The 21,220-nt window shown below is 63.4% G+C and carries 15 protein-coding genes and 2 pseudogenes; 14 read left to right on the top strand and 3 right to left on the bottom strand.

The genetic code is table 11. The features are described from left to right. Positions 1 to 327: 327 nt before the first annotated feature. The 4 genes and pseudogenes from B4N44_RS08405 to B4N44_RS08390 all read left to right on the top strand — a co-directional run. Positions 328 to 1,362, top strand: coding sequence for a hypothetical protein (locus tag B4N44_RS08405; RefSeq protein WP_296699289.1), 1,035 nt, complete (start codon positions 328 to 330; stop codon positions 1,360 to 1,362). Positions 1,363 to 1,600: 238 nt separating this feature from the next. Next, positions 1,601 to 2,233 carry a hypothetical protein gene (locus B4N44_RS08400; RefSeq protein ID WP_296699286.1) on the top strand — a complete coding sequence of 211 codons (633 nt, stop codon included), beginning with the start codon at positions 1,601 to 1,603 and terminating at the stop codon, positions 2,231 to 2,233. 519 nt (positions 2,234 to 2,752) lie between these two features. Beyond that, positions 2,753 to 3,289, top strand: coding sequence for a hypothetical protein (locus B4N44_RS08395; RefSeq protein WP_296699283.1), 537 nt, complete (start codon positions 2,753 to 2,755; stop codon positions 3,287 to 3,289). Between the two features lie 197 nt (positions 3,290 to 3,486). Beyond that, positions 3,487 to 3,600: pseudogene (locus B4N44_RS08390) on the top strand (addiction module toxin RelE); the annotation flags it as partial. Between the two features lie 21 nt (positions 3,601 to 3,621). Here the strand turns inward: B4N44_RS08390 and B4N44_RS19915 are convergent. Beyond that, entirely contained in the window at positions 3,622 to 3,876 is a 255-nt protein-coding gene (locus tag B4N44_RS19915; RefSeq protein WP_414718129.1) for a DUF5615 family PIN-like protein, read from the bottom strand. Positions 3,877 to 4,151: 275 nt separating this feature from the next. Between B4N44_RS19915 and B4N44_RS08385 the strand changes: the two genes are divergently transcribed. The 5 genes and pseudogenes from B4N44_RS08385 (at position 4,152) to B4N44_RS08365 (ending at position 6,760) form a co-directional block, all read left to right on the top strand. Further along, entirely contained in the window at positions 4,152 to 4,331 is a 180-nt protein-coding gene (locus B4N44_RS08385) for a hypothetical protein (RefSeq protein ID WP_296699280.1), read from the top strand. Between the two features lie 41 nt (positions 4,332 to 4,372). Continuing rightward, positions 4,373 to 4,468 (top strand): annotated as a pseudogene (locus B4N44_RS08380) (hypothetical protein); the annotation flags it as partial. 619 nt (positions 4,469 to 5,087) lie between these two features. Beyond that, positions 5,088 to 5,297 carry a hypothetical protein gene (locus tag B4N44_RS08375; protein ID WP_296699277.1) on the top strand — a complete coding sequence of 70 codons (210 nt, stop codon included), beginning with the start codon at positions 5,088 to 5,090 and terminating at the stop codon, positions 5,295 to 5,297. Then, positions 5,287 to 5,706 carry a PIN domain-containing protein gene (locus B4N44_RS08370; RefSeq protein WP_296699274.1) on the top strand — a complete coding sequence of 140 codons (420 nt, stop codon included), beginning with the start codon at positions 5,287 to 5,289 and terminating at the stop codon, positions 5,704 to 5,706. The genes B4N44_RS08375 and B4N44_RS08370 overlap by 11 nt, the downstream gene beginning before the upstream one ends. A 256-nt stretch (positions 5,707 to 5,962) precedes the next feature. Continuing rightward, positions 5,963 to 6,760 carry an ABC transporter ATP-binding protein gene (locus tag B4N44_RS08365; protein ID WP_296699272.1) on the top strand — a complete coding sequence of 266 codons (798 nt, stop codon included), beginning with the start codon at positions 5,963 to 5,965 and terminating at the stop codon, positions 6,758 to 6,760. An 81-nt stretch (positions 6,761 to 6,841) separates the two neighbouring features. Here B4N44_RS08365 and B4N44_RS08360 read toward each other — a convergent pair whose 3' ends face one another. Continuing rightward, positions 6,842 to 7,276, bottom strand: a complete 435-nt coding sequence (locus B4N44_RS08360; protein ID WP_296699268.1) for an FUN14 domain-containing protein — start codon at positions 7,274 to 7,276, stop codon at positions 6,842 to 6,844. A 217-nt stretch (positions 7,277 to 7,493) separates the two neighbouring features. On the opposite strand from B4N44_RS08360, the gene recC reads away from it, so the two are divergent. From recC to B4N44_RS08340, 4 genes are read left to right on the top strand one after another with little or no spacing between them, the layout of a single operon-like run. Continuing rightward, the gene (recC, locus tag B4N44_RS08355) at positions 7,494 to 11,120 is read left to right on the top strand and encodes an exodeoxyribonuclease V subunit gamma (RefSeq protein WP_414718128.1); all 3,627 of its coding nucleotides are present in this window, start codon (positions 7,494 to 7,496) and stop codon (positions 11,118 to 11,120) included. Then, complete coding sequence (gene recB, locus B4N44_RS08350; protein ID WP_296699265.1) at positions 11,117 to 15,007, top strand: exodeoxyribonuclease V subunit beta; 3,891 nt, start codon at positions 11,117 to 11,119, stop codon at positions 15,005 to 15,007. Before recC ends, recB begins: the two co-directional genes overlap by 4 nt. After that, positions 15,004 to 17,268 (top strand): exodeoxyribonuclease V subunit alpha, encoded by a 2,265-nt coding sequence (gene recD / locus B4N44_RS08345; RefSeq protein ID WP_296699262.1) that lies wholly within the window; start codon positions 15,004 to 15,006, stop codon positions 17,266 to 17,268. The genes recB and recD overlap by 4 nt, the downstream gene beginning before the upstream one ends. Further along, positions 17,247 to 19,061, top strand: a complete 1,815-nt coding sequence (locus B4N44_RS08340) for a bifunctional diguanylate cyclase/phosphodiesterase (protein ID WP_296699260.1) — start codon at positions 17,247 to 17,249, stop codon at positions 19,059 to 19,061. Before recD ends, B4N44_RS08340 begins: the two co-directional genes overlap by 22 nt. A gap of 142 nt (positions 19,062 to 19,203) precedes the next feature. Here the strand turns inward: B4N44_RS08340 and B4N44_RS08335 are convergent, their stop codons facing one another. Further along, positions 19,204 to 20,877, bottom strand: coding sequence for a hypothetical protein (locus tag B4N44_RS08335; protein ID WP_296699257.1), 1,674 nt, complete (start codon positions 20,875 to 20,877; stop codon positions 19,204 to 19,206). Positions 20,878 to 21,003: 126 nt separating this feature from the next. On the opposite strand from B4N44_RS08335, the gene B4N44_RS08330 reads away from it, so the two are divergent. Next, positions 21,004 to 21,204: a hypothetical protein gene (locus tag B4N44_RS08330; RefSeq protein ID WP_296699255.1), complete on the top strand. Its 201-nt coding sequence runs from the start codon at positions 21,004 to 21,006 to the stop codon at positions 21,202 to 21,204. Positions 21,205 to 21,220: the final 16 nt, after the last annotated feature.

Below are 21,220 nucleotides of genomic sequence, written 5' to 3'. Positions count from 1 at the left end.
CCGCCGCGCGTTGACTCTGCCCATCCTGCCGGGCTTGCGCCACCGCATGCCGATGCTTGGCGCGATCCAAGCGATCGTGGATCGGCGTGGGGCGTCGATCTGCACTAGAGTCGACACAGGCAGGAGCATCGGACAACGGCATCTCCCTCGGTCAGTTTGCACTTCCAAGGGTACGCCTACCCGGCGCTCCTGCCACTCCCTCAGGATGCTTGATCTCCTACCGAAACACCCCGTTTTGGACCAACCGATGATCAAGGCCACGATGAAGGTAGAGTTGCCGGAGAAATTTTCTTTAAATCGAGTTCGACTACTCTCGCGGCAGTATGGGTGGATTCCTCAATTCAGGTTTTGAATCCTTCTGGAGGTAAGATCGGAACAGCGTATTCGATAAATGCTGCTAACAAGTTGACTGGATTCTCAAGTGGGATCCCAGGTTCCGGAATTTATGCCACGATTTGGGATCCGTCGGGCTATGGACACTACTTCGACCAAGGGATTGCATATGATATCAATGATGCTGATACAATAGTTGGACTCAGTAGTTCCCAGCCTGCGGAATGGAACAACGGGGAAATGAGTCTTCTCGCAACAGGGAACGGTGACTGGGGTGCTGCTCGATCCGTTAACAATTCAGGAATCATTGCTGGTTGGACAGGAGTCACTAGAACAATGACGAAAAGTGCGACTCTTTGGATGGATTATGTCCCAACAAACCTTGATGTACCAGGGGAATATAGCGATGCCTATGACATTAATGACTCCGGGGTCGTAGTCGGAACTTATTATCTCAACGAAGAAAACCGTGGGTTTCTCTGGGACGATGGGATAGTGCACGATTTGGACGATCTGATCGATCCTCTATCGGGGTGGAGCATTACGGAAGCGGTGGCCATAAATAATAACGGGGATATTGCCGCTCAAGGGTATCATGCTACTTACGGTTTTAGCGCACTCAGGTTGAAGTATATAGAGGATTCTACTTGCCCGGCCGAAACAACCTTGGCAAACCAATCCAATCAACGTGCCTGGATTGATGAACTTCGGGGTGTGCGTGACCAATTCCTGAGCCAATCATCAGAGGGTAGGGCTCTGATCCAGACTTACTATCGTCACGCGGATGAGGTGACGGCCCGTATGAAACGCGACCCGCGTCTGGGGCTCCAAGCACTCAGCGTGCTACGTTTCCTGGAAGCGGATCTGAAGGCAACACGCTCGGGCAAACCGGTTAAGTTGACGGCTCGTAAGATCGAGGCGATTCGAGGTTTTGCGCGATCCCTGCAACGCGGCGCGAGCCCGGAGTTGAGCGCGGATCTCAAGACCTTCTTACGAAAGGATCTCGGAGTTCTGCTTCGTAAGCAGTAGATCCACCTTCAACACCAGAAGAAAGGGCCATGCTCATTTTCTGCTAGGATCGTCCCATGACCGGCCGCAACGCCACGGAGGAAGCGAGCGATAGACCAAGCCGAACTACCTGAAGCGATTTGGGGGTTCGGCTTTTTTGTGTCTCGCTCCGCGTATCTACTATTGGGTTCGCACTAGATGAGGCGAGATGGTATCCCATTTTTTTGGAGTCTGATTCTGCAAAATGATAATTCAATCAGTGAAAGCGATGAGTGTTTTGATGCTGAGTGCTGTGCTTATCGGTTGTTCCTCAAGTCAGATCAATCTTTACTCTCCCGAAATTGTCGAGATCTGCACCGCGGTAGGTGAGAATGCTGAAGCCATAATGACTGCGAAACAGTTTTACCAGGACTTGTCAATGATAGAGCGAGATCGGCTGTCACATCGTTGGGAATCCGAACGCAAGGAAAGTCATAAAACAGTGACATTCATGTCGAACATCCTTCGTAAAGCCGCGGACCGTTTCCCTTTAGTATCCTCACTAAGAGAAAAAAGGGATGCGATAGCGGAATTCAAACAGCAAATGGTTGCAAAGTGTTACATCGACCTTAGAACACAGCAACAAATACTCAACGCCAGACAACAAAGAGTCTCTGCACATGGAACCGTTATTTCGGCAGAGTTCGGAAATAGAACCGGAGTTCTGCTAATGAAAACAAAAAATGGCGTATTGAGCCTCAATGTTAACCAAGGCTCACATCTGGTCAATTGGTGTAATGGCTACGATTGCGGGGTTGGCAGAAACATTCATGTGGTTTACGATCCCACTACAAAAGACGAGTATGGTGACGGCGACGCCCTTTTTGTGGAGCTACTACAAGCGGAGTTCTGAGTATGCTCGTAAAACACATTGTTATTGTGCTAACCATAGCTGTGACAGGCTGTGCCGCGCCTCATAGCCCCGAGGCCAGATTCGGCGACTTCCCGATAACTGCAAAGGGATGTGGCGCCACGGTGCTGAGAATCACAGGTAAAGACACTGAAAACGCCCTCGCTATCGGAACAACCACAAAACTGGACGCGATAGAGTGTTGCGAACGCGACTCCGGAGGTATAACCATACCCAATGGAGGATTGCTGACCGTGCAGCAGTGCATAGACGCGACTCTAAAAGAGAAGCGAGAAGCAAGGCACTCGTCTACCGCGGATTGTCCGAGGAAGCGAGTGATGACAAATTGGGGTGGGCCTTTCGTAATGATCTCACGCTCCAGTGATCCCTTGGGATTCACATGGAAGAACGAATCCACAGGCGAAATCTTGGATGGCAGTAGTGCGAGCGGCGCTCCAATCGTAACTCTGACTTTTGAACTTTTGTGTCCAGCGTTTTCAAGGTAGTTAAGGAGGTATCGCTATGTTCGCAAAGTCTAGTATCATAGTAGTGTTAGTGTTGATCGGTTCGGCTGTAGCCAAAGCGGACGATAATTGCATTATTGGAGCGGATGCGCTTACAAAGACTGTGGAGGCGAGAGATTTAGGTTTCCCTATCCCTCAGGCGGATTCGGTGGGGCCGTGGGCGGAGTTCGTGCTGGATTTTGAGAAAGGGCTTGAACGCATTACAGATGGTAACGTTGGTGCAATTAGGGCTGTATTACAAAATATCTATCCGGAAGAAATAGCTTTTGACTCCCCGCAAAAACAAAATCTTGCAAGAAGTTTGTACGAGTTTAATAAACTTGATGAATTGATTTTACATCAGGATATGACGGCTGAGCAGTCGAAGAAGATTAGTCGGCAATTAGGTGATGGTGTTCCAGTTGCTGATGTTATCAGATCGATTAAGCCACCAATTGATGAAACGCTTCAGGATGCTATCAACCATGCTTACAGCTCTGATCGTACTGCTGCTGAGATAAGACGCCGCTGGTTTCAAAGCTGTATGGTGAAGTAGTTCGTAACTGGTTCGGGAAGCGTGATGCGAATTGTATAGTCACGAATTCTGGCGATTTGGTCAGGTATTTTAATCTAGTTTCGCTCAAAAGCTATCGCCACGCATCCGAATCTAGGTCGAGTACGGGATTATGGCGATAGGGTCAGGTCACGGGGTCAGGTCTTGACTTATGCCTTTCCCGAGCTATCTTTGGAGTCATGGCCAGACCCCTGCGACTTGAGTTTGCCGGTGCACTCTATCACGTCACTTCGCGCGGTGACGGACGGGAGGACATTGTTCGCGGGGGTCAGAGTCAGGTCTTGACTCTTGCCAAGACCCGACCCGGCTCCTTCCTAATGGGAATTTCTTAGCGGCAGCAGTCGGATTCTGTGGCGCCTTGGATCGATCTTAACCAATGCCCCGGAGTTGAGAGAATCCACTGCTATGATCAGGGTTTCCAAGACAGCATCGCCCACGACATCGGGGACGATGTGCTGAACTCGAAGCTGGAGGACACTAGGAGCTGCCGCGTTCGTTGCGAAGAGCAGGGAGCCGAAATCCAAATCGTGGGTGAAGACGACATGGCCGCGCTCGCGGGCCCAAGCCATGATGGCGGCGAAAAGGGACCAGGTTCAATTTTGCGCAGGCGTGGGGTCTTGTTATCCACCGTCTTCAATCTCCACTGTCTGGATTGAGTCAGCAGGACGGAACCGTTCTAGCCAAGATTGACTGTTTTACCGTGCAGCTGTCCTCGACTCTGAACACCACCCGGCAGCGCGGATATCAAGCGCCGGAGTAGCCACCACCCGAGAACCCGAGCGCGAACCTGCGCGAGGTCGTCCTGCAACCCGCCGCCGCCGAGGAGGCGTGCTTCCGGAGTCTGATGGCAACCCATCACGATCTGGGCGCGTTGCCGAAGATCGGCGATTCGCTGTGGTATGTCGCCACCTGGCAGGGCCAATGGCTGGCGCTGCTGAGCTTCTCGGCCGCGCCTGGAAGTGTGCCGCGCGCGACGCCTGGATCGGCTGGGATTTTCGCCACCATTAAGATCGTCTGCAACTGAGCGCCAACAATAGCCGGTTTCTGATCCTGCCCGAACATCATGTGGCGAACCTCGCCTCGCGGGTGCTGGCGTTGAGCGAACGGCGCTTGGCGAGAGACTGGCCGGAGCGCTTCGGTTACCCGCTGCTGTTGCTGGAGACCTTTGTCGATCCGCAGCGCTTTCACGGAACGATCTACAGCGCCGCGACGTGCGCCGCCAAGCGCGTCTTCGTCCGCCCGCTGCACCCCACGCCAGAGCCTGCCTGTCGCGCCCCGTTCTTGATCCCCGGTCCTCATCGAGGGCTACACCGTCGAGAAGAAGACCGGCAAGACCTCCACCGAGACCGTCTACGGGATGACCAGGCATACCCCGGACACCGCCGATGCCGCACGGATATTGGGCTTGAATCGCGGTCACTGGACGATCGAAAACGGCTGCCACTACACCCTGGACTGGAACTGAGACGAGGACCGCTGCACCATCCGCACCGGCCACGGCCCCACGAACATTGCCGCGCTGCGCTGCTTCGCGATCGGCGTCATCAAGTCGAAGTCCCGCGATACCGTCTGCCCCACCACCCAACGCCTGGCGCGCAACCTCCGCCTGGTTTTCGACTCCCTGCGCATGACCGAGAACTCCCGCCGCCGCCCGCCGGTCCGGCTGGCGCCGGTGGGCTAGAACAGATTTGCCGTGGCGTCGGGGCTTGCAAAGATATGGGTAATCGCATGGTTGGCGGTATCATCCCGCCTTGGGGTTTGCACAAAAGAGGTAAGCGTAATGAATGCCATCCGCCAGGTCTTCGATGATGCAGCCGAGCAGCTGCGCATCGACCTTCCCCCCGAGCTTCAGCATCGCCGCGTAGAGGTCATTATCTTGCCCATGGATGAACAGGTCGCGCCGTTTACAGAAACAGCAGGTCCTCGCTATCGGACCTTCAAGGTCGATGAACGGGCGATCTTCGATCGGGATGCACTGCATGAACGGTGAGCCCTTCGTGGATACCAACATCTGGGTCTACGCGCATCTAGAGACTCCCCGGGATCCCAAAGGCGACTTGGCGCGCGCGCTGGTCGAGTCTGATCCTCGCTTCGTGGTGAGCACCCAGGTGTTGAACGAATACTACGCGGCAATGCTGAAGAATCGGGTCTCGGATCTCTGGATACAGAGCAGCCTTGAAGCCATGATCGAGCACTGCCGCGTGATTCCGGTCTCGGTGCCGATCATTCGCCAGGCACACGCCATCAAGAACCGCTATGGTTTTTCGCTGTGGGATTCGCTGGTCGTCAGTAGCGCATTAGTCGCGGATTGTCCCGTGCTGTATTCCGAGGACCTTCAGCATGACCAATGTATCGAGGGGCGTCTAATCGTGCGCAATCCGTTTAAGGGCATCAACTGAAGCATCCCCACTCCGAAGCACTGTCGGTTGGCATATCGTCCTTTCATCGCCCAAAGGTTCTATCGCATCGTCGGCCCGCTCTTCGTAGCCAAAGCCGCAGACATAGCCCGGGGATCGGGCCAGGGCCTTCTCGGTCGCACAGCCAAGCATCTGCGTCGGCGGGGATCGACTCGGGTGAGTGACGATACCGATCCAAGGTATCCTTGACCCAGGCATCCAAGGACCGCTCTACGAAACGAGACTGGGGAGTTGGCACATGACCCTCTCGGTTGGGACGTTGGGAACCCCGGGGGACCTTGGAGAACCCGGGGGAAACCCTTCTCCGGTCATCGAGATCCGCGATCTGGCCTTCCGATGGCGCCGCGGGGCGCCGGCCGTGCTCGCCATCGACCATCTCGACATCGCGCGCGGCGAGCGCGTCTTCATCGAGGGACCGAGCGGCAGCGGCAAGACCACCCTGTTGAGTCTTCTGGCAGGCGTGGTGAAGGCCGAGCAGGGGAGTTTGCGCATTCTCGGGCAGCCGCTGGAACGCATGGGTGCCGTCCGGCGCGATCATTTCCGGGCCGACCATGTCGGCTATGTCTTTCAGATGTTCAATCTGATCCCTTACCTGTCGCTGGTGGAGAACGTGACCTTGCCTTGTCGCTTCTCGCGCCTGCGTCGGGCGCGTGTGCTCGAGCGCGCCGACTGCGGCGGGCGCTCTGCGCGGTGTCTGGAGGAGGAGGCGCTGCGTTTGCTCGATCATCTCGATATGGCAGAGCCCGCGCGCTCAAGACGGCCCGTCACCGAGCTCTCGGTCGGGCAGCAACAGCGCGTTGCCGCGGCGCGTGCGCTCATGGGTTCGCCCGAGATCCTGATCGCCGACGAGCCGACCTCCGCGCTCGATTCGGATCGCCGCGAAGCCTTTATTCGACTGCTGTTTCGGGAGTGTGCCGAGACGCGGATGAGCTTGATCTTCGTGAGTCACGATGCGGCGCTCGAGCCCTTGTTCGATCGCACGGTGCGTCTCGCCGAGGTCAATCGCGCCCTTGGCTCGAAGCCGCTCGGCGACTGAACCTCTCCCTCTGCCCCTCTGGCCCTGTATGGGGAAGGGTATCCTCGCGCTGCGCCCGGGCGTGTACCGCCTGGTCCCCGCCTACAGCCTGAGGCCCATCACCAAGCCGGCCGTAAAGGATGCCGCACTGGTGAGGTTGCCGCCGATGAAGTCGAAAAAGGCGCCTGCATTGACCGCGAGCCAGTCGACCCAGCCGTCGTAGTGGATCTCCAGGCCGGACCAGTTCACGTCCAGGATGCCGACGTACTGCAAGGCAAAGACCCCGAGCAGGATGAGACCGACGACAAGCAGCACCAGCTTGAAGGCCATCTTCAGCGCAAACCCGAGCGCCAGTCCGACCATGAAGGAGAAGCCGAGCTTCAGGAAGAAGGTTTCGTTGAAGAGTCCGGCGGCGTCCGCCGGCGCGCTCCATGCGTCGGCCTCCGAGACCATCGACGCAAGCAGGTCGTTGCCGAGTCGTTCGAGCGCATGCGTCGCCGTCTCGAATGGCGAGGTCTCTTGTGCGGGATGATGCATCGGGTCTGTCGGCAACGAGGCGGAAGGAAGAAGGTCGGGTCGGGACGCGTCGGCGAGGCGCTAGTGTATACCGAGCACACGCGGATTTTCCGGCGCGTTGCACGACCCGCGACGCCGTGCCGGCATTGCGTCCGACGGGTCTCCATACGCGAATCGGGTGCGTTCCGGTCAGCCTTCGCGCAAAATCACCGCCGTTCACCATCGCATTGAGCTCGAAGTGACCACAAGCACCCTGACGCCCGGCCTGATGCTCGTCCACGGCAACCGCCCGGAAGATCTACGCGATCTCCTGGTGGAATGGATGGCGCGCTATCCATTGGCACCGCTCGAAAACGAGATCATCCTCGCACAGAGCAACGGCATCGCGCAGTGGCTGAAGCTTGCGCTCGCTGCCGATGCCGACGCTGGCTCGGGTGAATTTGTCGCGGGCGAGCGTGGCGTCGGGATCGCCGCGGCGCTCGAGATCTCGCTGCCGGCACGCTTTCTCTGGCGTGTCTACCGGGCTGTGCTCGGCGCCGATGCGGTCCCGGAGATCTCGCCATTCGACAAGTCGCGCCTGGTGTGGCGTCTGATGCGTTTTCTGCCCGAGCTTTTGGCGCGGCCCGAGTACCTTCCGCTGCGGCGCTTCCTGCAGGATGACGCCGACCTGCGCAAACGCTTCCAGCTTGCCGAGCGTCTGGCCGATCTCTACGACCAGTATCAGGTCTACCGCGCCGACTGGCTGGCCGCTTGGGCCGACGGCGAGGACGTGCTGATCCAGGCACGCGGCGGGCGCGTCCCCTTGCCGGACGAGCAGCGTTGGCAGTCGGGACTCTGGCGTGCCCTGTTGGCGGATGTAACCGAAGGTGGCGAGGGCAGGGGAGAGGGGGCGGACATCGGTCGAGCCGGCGTCCACGAGGCGTTCCTGCGCCAGGTATCGGACTGGCCGGAAGGCGCACGCCCGCGCGGTCTGCCGCGTCGGGTCATGGTCTTCGGGATCTCCAGCCTACCGCGTCAGTCACTGGAGGTGCTGGCGGGCATGGCGCGCTGGAGCCAGGTCCTCATGTGCGTCCACAACCCCTGCGAGCATTACTGGGCCGACATCGTCGCCGACAAGGACCTGCTGCGTGCCGAGCGCACCCGTCAGCGACGCCGCGACGGCATGCCGGCGGATCTCTCGGAAGAGGGGATGCACCTGCACGCACATCCGCTGCTCGCGGCTTGGGGCAAACAAGGCCGCGACTTCATCGGCCTGCTCGACGAGCATGATGACGAGGCCGCGCGGGCGGGCTATCTCGGACGGTTCAATGCCATCGGCCGGCGGATCGATCTCTTCGACGCCTCGCGAGAGGCTGGCTCGGTACTCGAGCAGCTCCAGGACGACATCCGCGATCTGCGCCCGCTCGACGAGACCCGCACGCATTGGCCGGAGGTGCCCTCCACGGGTGATGCCTCGATCCGCTTTCATATCGCCCACAGTCCCCAGCGCGAGGTCGAGATCCTGCACGACGTCTTGCTCGCCGCCTTCAACGCCGACCGGACCCTGACCCCGCGCGACATCATCGTCATGGTGCCCGACATCGACACCTACGCGCCCCACATCCAGGCAGTGTTCGGTCTTATCGATCGCGACGACCCGCGCTACATCCCCTACAGCGTTGCGGATCAGGGCCAACGGGCGACCCAACCCCTGATCGCGGCCCTGGAGAAGTTACTCGATCTGCCCCGATCGCGCCTTGCCGTGAGCGACGTGCTCGATCTGCTCGAGGCCCCGGCACTGCGCCGTCGCTTCGGGATCGCCGAGGACGATCTCACGCGGCTCCATCGCTGGATCCGCGGGGCCAACATCCGCTGGGGTCTGCACGCCGAGCAGCGCGCGAGCCTCGATCTGCCGGCTCGGCCCGACGCGCAGGCGCAACACACCTGGCTGTTCGGTCTGCGCAGGATGCTGCTCGGCTATGCCGTCGGTGCCGCCGACGAGCAGGGAGCATGGCAGGGTATCGAACCGTTCGACGAGATCGGCGGTCTGGATGCGGCCCTGCTCGGTCCGCTCGTGCAACTGGTCGAGCGTCTGGAGTCGACCTGGCGTACACTCTGCGAGCCCGCGACCGTCGCCGACTGGTGCAGGCGTCTGCGCGGCCTGATGGCGAATTTCTTCGACGCCGCCGACAACGGCGAGGCATTCACACTCATGCAGCTCGACACCGCGCTGCAAGGATGGCAGGAAGCATGCGACGAGGCCGCCCTTGCCGAGGAACTGCCACTATCGGTCGTGGGTGAATATTGGCTCTCTCAGCTCGACGACGGCGGTCTGTCGCAACGCTTCTTCGCCGGCGCCGTCACCTTCGCGACACTGATGCCGATGCGGGCTATCCCCTTCCGTCGGGTCTGCCTGCTCGGCATGAACGACGGCGATTACCCGCGCACCCGCATCCCGATGGACTTCGACCTCATGGGCCGAGACTACCGACCCGGCGACCGCTCGCGGCGCGAGGACGACCGCTATCTCTTTCTCGAAGCCATGCTTTCGGCACGGGACCATCTGCACATCTCCTGGGTCGGACGCAGCATCACCGACAACAGTGTGCGACCGCCCTCGGTGTTGGTCGCCCAGTTGCGCGACCACCTCGCCGCCGGCTGGCGGATGGCGTTCGACACGGGTCTTTCGAAGGACACAGGGTCGATCGATTCGGGGCAGGCCCTCTTGAACGCACTCACGTCTGAGCATCCGCTGCAGCCCTTCAGTCCGGTCTACTTCCCGCCGGATCCGAACACGGCCTCGCTCTTCACTTATGCGCGTGAGTGGCGCCCCCTCGATGCGGCACAGCCTCATCGCCCGGATGCTGCACCGCAAGCGTCGGGGACCGCGTTGCCGCCGCTGCCCCGAGACGAGCCGCTCGCGCTCCGCGATCTCGCCGACTTCCTCAAGTCCCCCGTCAAGGCCTTCTTCCGCCAGCGGCTCGGCGTCCTCTTCGAGTCCGACGATCCGGCGAGCGCGGATCAGGAGCCCTTCATCCTCGACGGGCTCGGCCGGTGGCAGCTTCAAGACGAGCTGATTCGGGTGCAGGAAGAGGCCTTGGCGCACGGCGAGCCGATCGCGCCGGCGCGCGAGGCCCGGCTCGACCGGGTGCGCCGTCGCGGCGATCTCGCCCCGGGTGCCTTCGGCGAGGCCGTCGCCGTGGATCTGGTCGCCCCGATGGATGATCTCTTCGCGCGCTACCAGGTCGCGCTCGACCGCTGGCCGCACACTCTCGGTGACGAAGAGGAGATCCGTTTCCAAGCGGACCTCCCGGAGTACGTGCCCGAGCTGGCGGACTGGCTGGGCGGTATCCGCAGCGATGCCGAGGGCCGTCGAGCACGTGTGCTCATCGAGGCGAGCGACCTGGTCAAGGATAAACAGTACCGCGGCGAGAAGCTCATCCGTCACTGGGTCGCCCATCTCGCACTGCATCTGGCCGGCGGACCCCTCGCCACGCTGGTGCTCAGCAAGGTCGGCGAGGTCGAGTTGAAACCACTCTCGGTCGAGGAGGCGACGGCGCATCTGAGCGCACTCTTGGCGGCCTGGCAGGTCGGCCTGTGCCGTCCGCTCCCGCTGGCGGCGAAGACCGCATTCGAGTGGCTCAAGGCCGGCGACGCGGCAAAGGCGCGCGGGATCTTTGAGGGTGGCTATATGCAAACCGGCGAGGTCCAGACCGACGCCTATCTCGCGCGGGCCTATCCCGACTTCGACGCGCTCTGCGCGAGTGGTGAATTCGCCGAGTGGGCCGAGCGCCTGCTGCGCCCGCTCTATGCCGCGATGCACGCCGGCAAGGAGAAGACGCCGGCCCGCTCGGCCGCAGCGCAAGCGACCGGAGCCGCCGCATGAGTCCCGCAAATGGCCGAACAACAGCGACTGCGACGTCCGATCAATCGGATATCGACGCGAAAACCGGTCGGGCTGAAGCCCGACCCACCGCTTCGGATACACTCGATCCGCTGCGCTTTCCGCTCTGCGGCAGCCGTCTGATCGAGGCCAGTGCCGGCACCGGCAAGACCTTCACCATCGCGACACTCTATGTCCGTTTGGTGCTCGGTCACGGCGTACCGCACGACACACCGGATGCAGCTCCCCGCGCCTTCACCCCGCCCGAGATCCTGGTCGTCACCTTCACCGATGCCGCCACGCGCGAGCTGCGCGACCGCATCCGCTTGCGTCTTGCCGAGGCCGCGACCGCCTTCCGCGCCGAGCCGCACGGCGTTGGCGTACGCCCCCCGGGCGAGGATCCGCTGCACGACCTGCGCGCCGAATACCTGCCCGATCACTGGCCGACCTGCGCACGCAAGCTGCAGTTGGCCGCCGAGTGGATGGACGAGGCCGCGGTCTCGACCATCCACGGCTGGTGCAATCGGATGCTGCGCGAGCACGCCTTCGACAGCGACAGCCACTTCACCCAGACCCTGGAGACCGATCAGAGCGAGCTGCTCGCCGAGGTGGTGCGCGACTATTGGCGGACCTTCATGGTCCCGCTCGATACCGAGTCGGCCGCCGAGGTGCGGCAGTGGTGGTCCGGTCCGGAGGCGCTGCAAGGGTCCATCCGACCGCTCGTGGAGCATGCCGATCGGCTCGACCCCGCGGCGGAGCCGGCTGTCGCGCTCAAGGTCGTTCGCACGCAGAAGGCGGATCGTCTCGCCGAGCTCAAGGCACCTTGGGCGGCCTGGGCAGAGGAGCTTCAGGCACTTCTGGACGGGGCCGTCGCCGACAAGCGCGTCGACGGACGCAAGCTGCAGGTGCGTTACTACACACCCTGGTTGAACGCGCTCCGAGACTGGGTCGCCGATCCCGTCGCCGAGTGGCCCGATCTCAAGACCGGCTGGGAGCGTCTCACGCCCGCAGGTCTTGCCGATGCCTGGAAGGGCGATCCGCCCGCCCATCCCGGACTTCAGGCGATCGCCGACCTCAAAGGCGAGTTGGCCGATCTGCCCACCCCTCGCTCGTCCCTTCTGCGCCACGCGGCGCATTGGGTCGCCGAGCGGTTCGCCGCCGAGCAAACCCGCCGCGCCCAGATGGGCTTCAACGACCTGCTCACCCGGCTCGACGCCGCCTTGCAGGGCCCCAACGGCGAGCGCCTGGCCGAGATCATCCGTCGCCAATTCCCCGTCGCCCTGATCGACGAGTTCCAGGACACCGACCCGGTGCAGTACCGCATCTTCGATGCCGTCTATCGGGTCGCGGCGAACGACCCCGCGACCGCACTCATCCTCATCGGCGATCCCAAGCAGGCGATCTATGCCTTTCGCGGCGCGGACATCTACACCTATCTCGCCGCCCGCCGAGACTGCGCCGGCCGTCTCTACACCCTGAAGCGAAACTACCGCTCCACGCCCGACATGGTCGCCGCGACCAACCGCTGCTTCGAGGCGGCGGAGACCCGCGAGACCGGGGCCGGCGCCTTCCTCTTCCGCACCGAGACCGAGACGGGCACCGACAACCCGGTGCCCTTCATCACGGCGGACGCGAAAGGGCGTAAGGACGCGCTGCTCATCGAGGACGAACCGCTTCCGGCACTCACTGCCTGTTGGCTGCCGCCGAACGAGTCCGCAAGGGCGCTGAGCAAGGACGCCTATCGTAGCCGGATCGCCGAGGTGTGCGCCGCGGAGATGGTGCGTCTGCTCAATCTCGGGCAGATCGGGCAGGCGGCCTTCGTCGGCGACGGCGCGCCCAAGCCCCTGCGCCCGGCGCATCTGGCCGTGTTGGTCAACACCGGCAAGGAGGCAGCGATCATCCGCCGCGCCCTGGCGCAACGCGGTGTGCGCAGCGTCTATCTCTCCGACCGGGACTCGGTCTACCGAAGCCCGCAGGCCGGCGAGCTGCAACACTGGCTGGTTGCCTGTGCCGAGCCCGACGACGCTCGCCTGGTGCTCGCCGCGCTGGCCACCGCCACGCTCGGTCTGAGCTGGTCCGAACTCGATCGTCTCAATCACGACGAGCTCGCCTGGGAGTCGCGGGTGCTGCAGTTCCGCGCCTATCGCGACTGCTGGCGCCGTCAAGGCGTACTGCCGATGCTGCGCCGTCTGCTCAACGATTTCGACGTCCCCGCGCGGTTGCTTGCGTCTGATTCGGGCTTGGGGTTCGACGGCGAGCGCATCCTCACCGATCTGCTGCATCTCGCCGAGCTTCTGCAACAGGCCAGCGTCCTGCTCGACGGCGAGCACGCACTGATCCGCCATCTCGCCGAGCAGTGCCGGGATGCAAACCGCGGCGCGGGGGGCGATGCACGCCAGATCCGTCTCGAGAGCGATGCCGATCTGGTGCAGGTGGTGACGGTGCATAAATCCAAGGGACTCGAGTACCCGGTGGTCTTTCTGCCGTTCGCCGCCGATCATCGACAGACCGCGAAAGACGACCTCCCGCTCAAATGGCACGACGCGCAGGGCCGATTGCAGCTCGGCCTCTGTGCCGACGACGCGATCCTGGAGCGTGCCGATCGCGAGCGTCTGGGCGAGGATCTGCGCAAGCTCTATGTCGCCCTGACCCGCGCCCGGCATGCCACCTGGGTCGGTTTGGCGCCGCTGGCCGGACTGGAAGGCGGTGCTTTCGGGTATCTCTTGGGCGGCGGCGCTGCAATCACGCCGGATGGTCTGGCGCAGGCGCTCGAGGACCTGCGCGGCGACTGTGCGTCCATCGCCCTGGTCGAGGCGCCCGAGCCTACGTCGGAATCACCGCCTGATGCCTTGCGGGACCGCTTCGTCCCGGCCGGTCCGGCGCGCCGTCTCGGGCCGGCACGCACCTCGGTCCCCGTCGTGCGCGAGTCCTGGTGGATCGCCAGCTATTCGGCCCTGCGCACCGTCGCCGGCGCGGACCCGGCGCGGCCCGCGACACCCGCCGATACGCCGGCCGACACGCCGACCGAGGATCGGTTTCGAGAGATGCAGGCCGCGCAAACCGCCGTACCGGGCACCGACCTGTCCCCGTCGACGTCGAGCACGGACGCGAGCGATCGCCTGCCCGCCGCCGGATCCATCCACGCCTTCCCGCGCGGGCCGGAGGCGGGCACCTTCCTTCACGATCTGCTCGAATGGGCCGCAACCCCGAGTTTCGCCGAGGCCGCCGCCGATCCGGTGCGGCTGCGCGACACCATCGCTCGACGCTGCCAGGTGCGCGGTTGGTCCCAATGGATCGATCCGCTCACGGCCTGGATGCAGGCCTTCCTGACGACGCCGTTGCGCGTGCCCGCGATGGGCGCGCTTCCGGCCGCGGTCTTGCGCCTCGTCGATCTGACCGGAGTCGTCCCCGAGATGGAGTTCTGGCTCGCCGCCCACCGTGCCGACACGCGCGAGATCGACCGCCTGGTCTGCACCTACACACTGGAGCGCGCGCCCCGCCCGGCGCTTCAAACCAACCTCCTCAACGGCATGCTCAAGGGCTTTATGGACCTGGTCTTCGAGCACGAAGGCCGCTACTACGTGGCCGACTACAAATCCAACTGGCTCGGCCCGGACGCGGCCGCCTACACCCCGGAGGCCATGCGCGCCGAGATCCTGCACGCGCGCTACGAGCTCCAATACGTCCTCTATCTCTTCGCTCTGCATCGTCTGCTCAAGGCACGCTTGCCGGACTACGACTACGACCGCCATGTCGGCGGGGCCGTCTATCTCTTCCTGCGCGGGATCGAGGCGCCGAACCGGGGTCTGCATGCCGAGCGCCCGCCGCGCGCGCTCATCGAGGCATTGGATCGCTGCTTTGCGTGCAAGGCGGAGGAGCGAATCTCATGAGCACGGATCGGACGATGCGAGCGGCAAAGGCCGACGGGCCGCACATGGACACACTCCTCGCCCGCTGGGCCGAGCGCGACTGGCTGCGCCCGCTCGATGTCGCCTTCGCCGATTTTCTCCGCCGCGAGGTGCCGGATGCGTCCCCCTTGCTGATCCTCGGCGCGGCGCTCGCCAGCCATCAACTCGGTCGCGGCCACGCCTGTCTCGATCTGGCGGCTACGCTGAAGGATCCGACCTTCGCCCTGTCGTTGCCCCCCGAGGGCGCCGACACTGCGCAGACGGACGCCCCGCCGCATCCCGCCGAGGTGCTGGAGGGTCTGACCCTGCGCGACTGGCAGGCGGCGCTCGTCCATCCCGATCTGGTCAGCCGGGGTGACGGCGTCACACCGCTGGTCTTGGTCGGTCCGCGACTCTATCTGCGCCGCTACTGGCGCTACGAGCAGGCCGTGCGTGCCGGTATCGACACCCGCTCGGAACGCTTGCAAGCCCGACAGGCCGCCCTGCCGATCGCGGCCATGCGCCCGGTGCTCGAGCGTCTCTTCCCGCCCGCCCGGACGCCTGGCCAAACGGCGCACTGGCAGAAGCTCGCCTGCGCGCTGGCCGCCCGCAGCGCATTCAGCATCATCACCGGCGGTCCCGGCACGGGTAAGACCACGACGGTCGTCCGGCTCCTGGCGTTGCTGCAAGCCCTGGCGCTTGCCGAGCCGTCGCCTCGCCAGACCTGCCCCGGCCGGGCGCTGCGTATCCGCCTCGCGGCACCCACCGGCAAGGCCGCGGCACGTCTGAACGAATCCATCGCCGCCGCGGTCGCCGGTCTGCCGCTCGCCGATCTGGCGAACGGCGAGGCCGTGCGCGCCGCCATCCCCGTCACCGTGAGCACACTCCACCGTCTGCTCGGCAGTCGCCCGGACACCCGTCGTCTGCGCCACCACACCGCCAACCCGTTGGCGCTGGATGTGTTGGTCATCGACGAGGCATCCATGGTCGATCTGGAGATGATGGCTGCCGTGCTCGACGCTCTGCCGGCGAACGCGCGCCTCATCCTGCTCGGCGACAAGGACCAGCTCGCCTCGGTCGAGGCCGGCGCCGTGCTCGGGGAGCTGTGCGGTCGTGCCCGTGAAGGCCACTACACCCCGAGCACCCGCGACTGGCTGGAGCGCGCGACCGGCGAGCAGATCCCGGCCGACCTCGTCGATCCCGCCGGCACCGCGCTGGATCAGTCCGTCGTCATGCTGCGCCACAGCCATCGCTTCTCGGCCGACAGCGGCATCGGCCGGCTTGCCGAGGCGGTCAATGCGGGCGATCCGGTCAAGGTCCGCGACATCTGGACACGCGGTCATGCCGACCTCGCCTTGGTCGCGCTCCACAGCATCGAGGATGCTGCCTTTCGGTCCCTGGTCATCGAGGGTACGGCGACCTCGCCGCCCGATCCGCAGCGCGGCGATGAAGCGCTGCGAGCACAGACCGATGCCTACCCGGCGCGACACGGCTATCGCCATTATCTCGACACCTTGCGACAAGGCCATCCCGCCCGCGACGCCGACGCCTCCGCCTACGACGTCTGGGCACGCGACGTCCTGCAGGCTCACGGCCGGTTTCAATGTCTCTGCGCCCTGCGCCGCGGCCCCTGGGGCGTTGAAGGTCTCAACCAGCGCATTGCCGGTCTGCTCCACGGCGAGGATCTCATCCCGGCCGACACCGGCTGGTATCTCGGGCGCCCCGTCTTGGTCATGCGTAACGACTACGGTCTGGGACTCATGAACGGCGACATCGGCATGACCTTGAGACGCCCGGCATCCGGCGATCGAGACTGGACGCTCCGCGTCGCTTTCCCCGCCGGCGACGGCCAAGACGGCATCAAATGGATCCTCCCCAGTCGCCTTCAGGCGGTCGAGACCGTCTACGCGCTCACCGTCCACAAATCCCAAGGCTCCGAATTCAGCCATGCCGCGCTGGTTCTTCCCGAGACCCTCAGCCCCATCCTCACGCGCGAGTTGCTCTACACCGGCATCACCCGCGCGCGCGAGCACCTGACCCTGGTGCGACCGGGCGCCGCACAGGTGCTGGAGCAGGCGGTCCAGCGACGCGTCTTGCGGGCGAGCGGATTGATGATGTCGCCGCGCGGCATCGGCGAGGGAGCCGAACCGTTCGATGAAAACCGAATCCATGGACCCGGGACTGGAGCCGCTGTCGGCTGCGGCAGTGCGTCGACCTGCGCCGCCTCAACCTCGAGAGAACAGTGTGCAAAGGTATCAGCATGATCCCGAGAGATCCGGACGGGTTACCCACATCAAATGTAAGAGAGCCGGAGATCGCCGAGCGCAAACAAACCCAGCAGGCCCTGGAAGAAGCTCACCAGCGCTTCACGACGATCCTCGATGCGATGGACGCCAAGGTCTACCTGGCGGACATGGACACCCATGAAGTGCTGTTCATGAACCAGCCACTCCTCGAGGCCTTTGGCCCGGCCGAGGGACGGCCCTGTTACCGTGTGCTGCAAGGGCTGGATGCCCCCTGTCCTTTCTGCACCAATGACAAACTGGTGAACGTCGATGGCAGCCCCGCCGGCGTCTATACCTGGGAATTTCAGAATCAGCTCAACCGCCGCTGGTACGAACTGCGCGATTGTGCTCTGCGCTGGACGGACGGCCGGCTAGTGCGCATGGAGGTTGCGACCGATATCACCGAGCGGAAGCGGATGGAGCTCCATCTGCGCCAGAGCGAGGAGCGCTTCCGGCTGGCCTTCGAGAACGCCAATACCGGCATGTGCCTGGTCGATCCCCAAGGCAGGCTGATGCAAGTCAATGACAAGATGAGCGCCATCTTCGGTTACAGCCGCCACGAACTGGAAGGGATGACGGTCAATGACCTGACCTATCCCGACGACCTGACCATCAGCCCTGAATACATGTCCAAGGCAATCCAGGGGCTGGTCGACTGCATCACCTTTGACAAACGCTACCGCCATCGCGACGGGCACCTTGTCTACGGCGAGGTCGCCAGCTCCCTGGTGCGCGATCACCAGGGTCAGCCCCTGTACTTCATCTCTCAGGTGAAGGATGTGACCGCGCGCCGGCTGGCGGAAGCGCACTTGCGGGCGAGCGAGGAACGCTTCCGGCTGGTCGTCGAACATGCCATCGACAACATCTGGACCATGGGTCCGGATCAACGCATGCGCTTTCTCAGCCCCTCCATTGCGACGCTGGTCGGCTACGGCATGGATGAGTACCGGGAGCTGTCCCTGGAACAGATCCTCATGCCGGACTCGCTGCGGGTCGCCGCGGCCTACTTCGCCGCCCTGGATGCGCGCAGCACCGCCGGCCTCAGCCTCGCGGATTTTCCTTTCCGCGGCGAGCTCGAACTCCGGGCCAAGGATGGGACGGGTGTGTGGACCGAGATCATCGCCACCCCCTTGGTCGACGCCGAGGGCCGGATGACGGAACTGGCGGGCGTGACCCGCGACATCCGGGAGCGCAAACGCTATGAAGCCAAGCTGCAACAGGCGCGGGAGGCCACCGAGATCGCCTACCGTATCCTCCAGGCCGCCAACACCGAGCTGCAGCGACTCGCTGCCACCGATCGGCTCACGGGCATCTGGAATCGACTTCACTTCGACGAGGTCGCGGTCACCGAGATCGAGCGCGCTACGCGTTACGGCCAGCCTTTGTCACTGCTGCTCTTCGATATCGACCATTTCAAGACGATCAACGATACCCATGGTCATTTGGCGGGCGACCAGGTGCTGGTCGAGCTGACCCGGCGCGTGCGGCAGCACCTGCGCACCGGCGATCTGCTGGCACGCTGGGGTGGCGAAGAATTCGTGGTGTTGTTGCCGCACACCCGCGGCGAGGATGCGCTCGAGTTGGCTGAGAAACTGCGTCACTTGATCGCCGGGGAACCCTTCCCCGCAGCTGGTCAGGTCACCTCGAGCTTTGGCGTGGCGGAATTCCGGCCGCACGAAACGAGCGATCTTTGGCTCACGCGGGTGGACGGCGCACTCTACGCGGCCAAGGCCGGGGGTCGGAACCGGGTGTGTCTGGCGGAGCCGTCATGAAGCGATCGCCGCGGTCCGCGAGGGCGCGCTCACCCCGGCGCTCGAGCGCATCATCGAGCCGAGGGCGGTCTCGATGCGGAACATCGCCGCCTTTGAAGGATCGCTTGGAGTCGCGCCCCGGATCTCGCGGTCGATCGGCGCTTCAGGCGCTGCGCAGCCGGGTCACCTTCACGAGCGCCACCGCAACCAGCGGTAGAACCAAGCCGATCACCAGGGCGGTGATCATCAAGTCGCCCAACTGGCTGTAATCCGCCGACACGCTCACCACGCCGCTGATCGGATCCTTCACCTCGCGAGTAACGAGGAAGATCTCGTTGAGATACTTGGTTCCCAACTGACCGGCCGAGAGCGCCAGATTGCTGAAGGAGGCCATGACGGCGAAGAAGGTGGCCTTGAGGTTATCCGGGGCCGAGTTGGCGATCCAGGCGAGCATAGGCACCATGGCGACCTGGCCCAGTGGTGATTCGATCGCGGTGTCCACGATGGCGATGAAGCGCGCATCGACGATGCCGCCGGTCACCGCAGCCGTCCAGTGATGCAGCCCGAAATACATACCGACGATCGGCAGGTAAAAGAGGCTGGTCAGCAGGGTCAGGAAGACCACCACATGGGCGATGGAGTGCTCGGCCATGAAGCGTCGGAAGATAAAGAGCCCCGCCAGCGCGAGCGTGCTGCCGATCAGCGAGAGCACGGACAGGAACTGCTGGTCGAAGGCCAGCTCGTCGATCATCCACCAGGTTTGGCCGGCACCGGGGCCGGGCATGGCGCGGAAGACAAAGATGATGATGGCGGTGCCCAGAAGATAGAGCCGCGCCTCGGCGTCCAGCACCCGCATCAATCGCGACATGAGGAAGAGGACGATCGCCATGGAGCCGACGAAGATGATCTCCTGGTTGTAGGGGACATCCGTGAGTCCCATGCCCAGCGTGAAGACGACGAAGACCAGGCTGCCCCCGAGGATCCACCAATTCGGCTTGGTGATCTGAGCGGGACGTTCCAGGCGCGCTCTGGCATCCTCCCGGTCCAGACCCTTGGCGACGAGCCGACGCAGGTCGCGACGTTTGATGAAGCCCGCCAGCGCGACGCCCAGGACCGAGATCACCGGGATGGCCAGGGCCATCTCGTAGATGAGGATATAGGTCGCGACCTTCTCGGCCTCCGACATCGTCTCGACCCCGGCGAAGAGCGAGATGTTGGCGACCGACACCAGCACCCCGCCGCCGATGATGGCGATCCGCCCCAGGGTCTGCATCGTGGTATGCATCAGCTTGACCCGGGCACGATCGATCGGCTCGCCCTCGGCGTCGACCCGCGGGACCGCCTCGACCGTCATGGCGTCCGCCACCACGTCCTGAATCACATAGCCCGTCGGTGCGAGCAGCGCGCCGAAGACATACCAGGCTTCCACCGGCATCACGGCGGCCATCGCCTCGCGCTCCGTCAAGAGGCCGAGCATGATCAAAAGGCTCCCGGTCAGCATGGATGCGCCGAGGTAGACCAGGCCCGCCTTATGGCGCCAGATCAGATCCACCAGATGTCCCAAGGGCATCTTGAGCACCCACGGGATCCCCGCCCAGAAGGCGAGCGCGGCCAGGAAGGAGGCGGGCAGCCCGAGATAGTCCTTGACGAAGAAGGTGCCGACGATGGCGGTCAGGCCCTGGATGCCGTAGGCCACGTAGATCATCAAGGGGGGTAGATACGAGAGCCGCATCTCGCGTCCGATCTCGAGGATGTTGCGGTCGAGCCAATGGCCGATTGCGGCGGTGAACCCGCGTTGATCCCCTCGTCCGGTCTGCCGGTTGTGAATGGCGGTCACGTTTGCGTTCTCAGGATCGACAAAGGCCCGAAGGGTACGCCATCACTCGCGCTGAGGCGAGAGAGCGGCAGCGATGTCCCGACCCCTGCGTATCGACGTCTCGGCGAGACGATTGACTGATCCATCATGAACCCGCTCAAGGCCGACGCGATCGCCTTGGACGATCCGGACATGAGCGGGCTGAAGGCGTACATCCTGCCTGAGCGTCGCGGGGTGGTGCCGGGGCGGCGTGCCACGGATCGAGGCTCTTCTCGCGGCGGCGAACCTGCCCCATCTTCGTCCTGTTGGCTGAGTCGTGCCCTTCGCGGGCGCGTGATCGGGGCATAGACGCAGGGGGATGACG

This window comes from Thiocapsa sp. UBA6158, assembly GCF_002423035.1.
Lineage (GTDB): Bacteria > Pseudomonadota > Gammaproteobacteria > Chromatiales > Chromatiaceae > Thiocapsa.
The sequence above is the reverse complement of the archived record's forward strand: the minus strand, read 5'-3'. Positions and strand labels throughout refer to the sequence as shown.

What these genes read in the sequence shown, in the direction of transcription:
- B4N44_RS08360 (WP_296699268.1), bottom strand. Translation starts at nt 7,276, where the DNA reads ATGCATCATCCCGCACAAGAGACCTCGCCATTCGAGACGGCGACGCAT.
- B4N44_RS19915 (WP_414718129.1), bottom strand. Translation starts at nt 3,876, where the DNA reads ATGGCTTGGGCCCGCGAGCGCGGCCATGTCGTCTTCACCCACGATTTG.
- B4N44_RS08365 (WP_296699272.1), top strand. Translation starts at nt 5,963, where the DNA reads ATGACCCTCTCGGTTGGGACGTTGGGAACCCCGGGGGACCTTGGAGAA.
- B4N44_RS08395 (WP_296699283.1), top strand. Translation starts at nt 2,753, where the DNA reads ATGTTCGCAAAGTCTAGTATCATAGTAGTGTTAGTGTTGATCGGTTCG.
- B4N44_RS08330 (WP_296699255.1), top strand. Translation starts at nt 21,004, where the DNA reads ATGAACCCGCTCAAGGCCGACGCGATCGCCTTGGACGATCCGGACATG.
- recB (WP_296699265.1), top strand. Translation starts at nt 11,117, where the DNA reads ATGAGTCCCGCAAATGGCCGAACAACAGCGACTGCGACGTCCGATCAA.
- B4N44_RS08370 (WP_296699274.1), top strand. Translation starts at nt 5,287, where the DNA reads ATGAACGGTGAGCCCTTCGTGGATACCAACATCTGGGTCTACGCGCAT.
- B4N44_RS08385 (WP_296699280.1), top strand. Translation starts at nt 4,152, where the DNA reads ATGGCAACCCATCACGATCTGGGCGCGTTGCCGAAGATCGGCGATTCG.
- recD (WP_296699262.1), top strand. Translation starts at nt 15,004, where the DNA reads ATGAGCACGGATCGGACGATGCGAGCGGCAAAGGCCGACGGGCCGCAC.
- B4N44_RS08375 (WP_296699277.1), top strand. Translation starts at nt 5,088, where the DNA reads ATGAATGCCATCCGCCAGGTCTTCGATGATGCAGCCGAGCAGCTGCGC.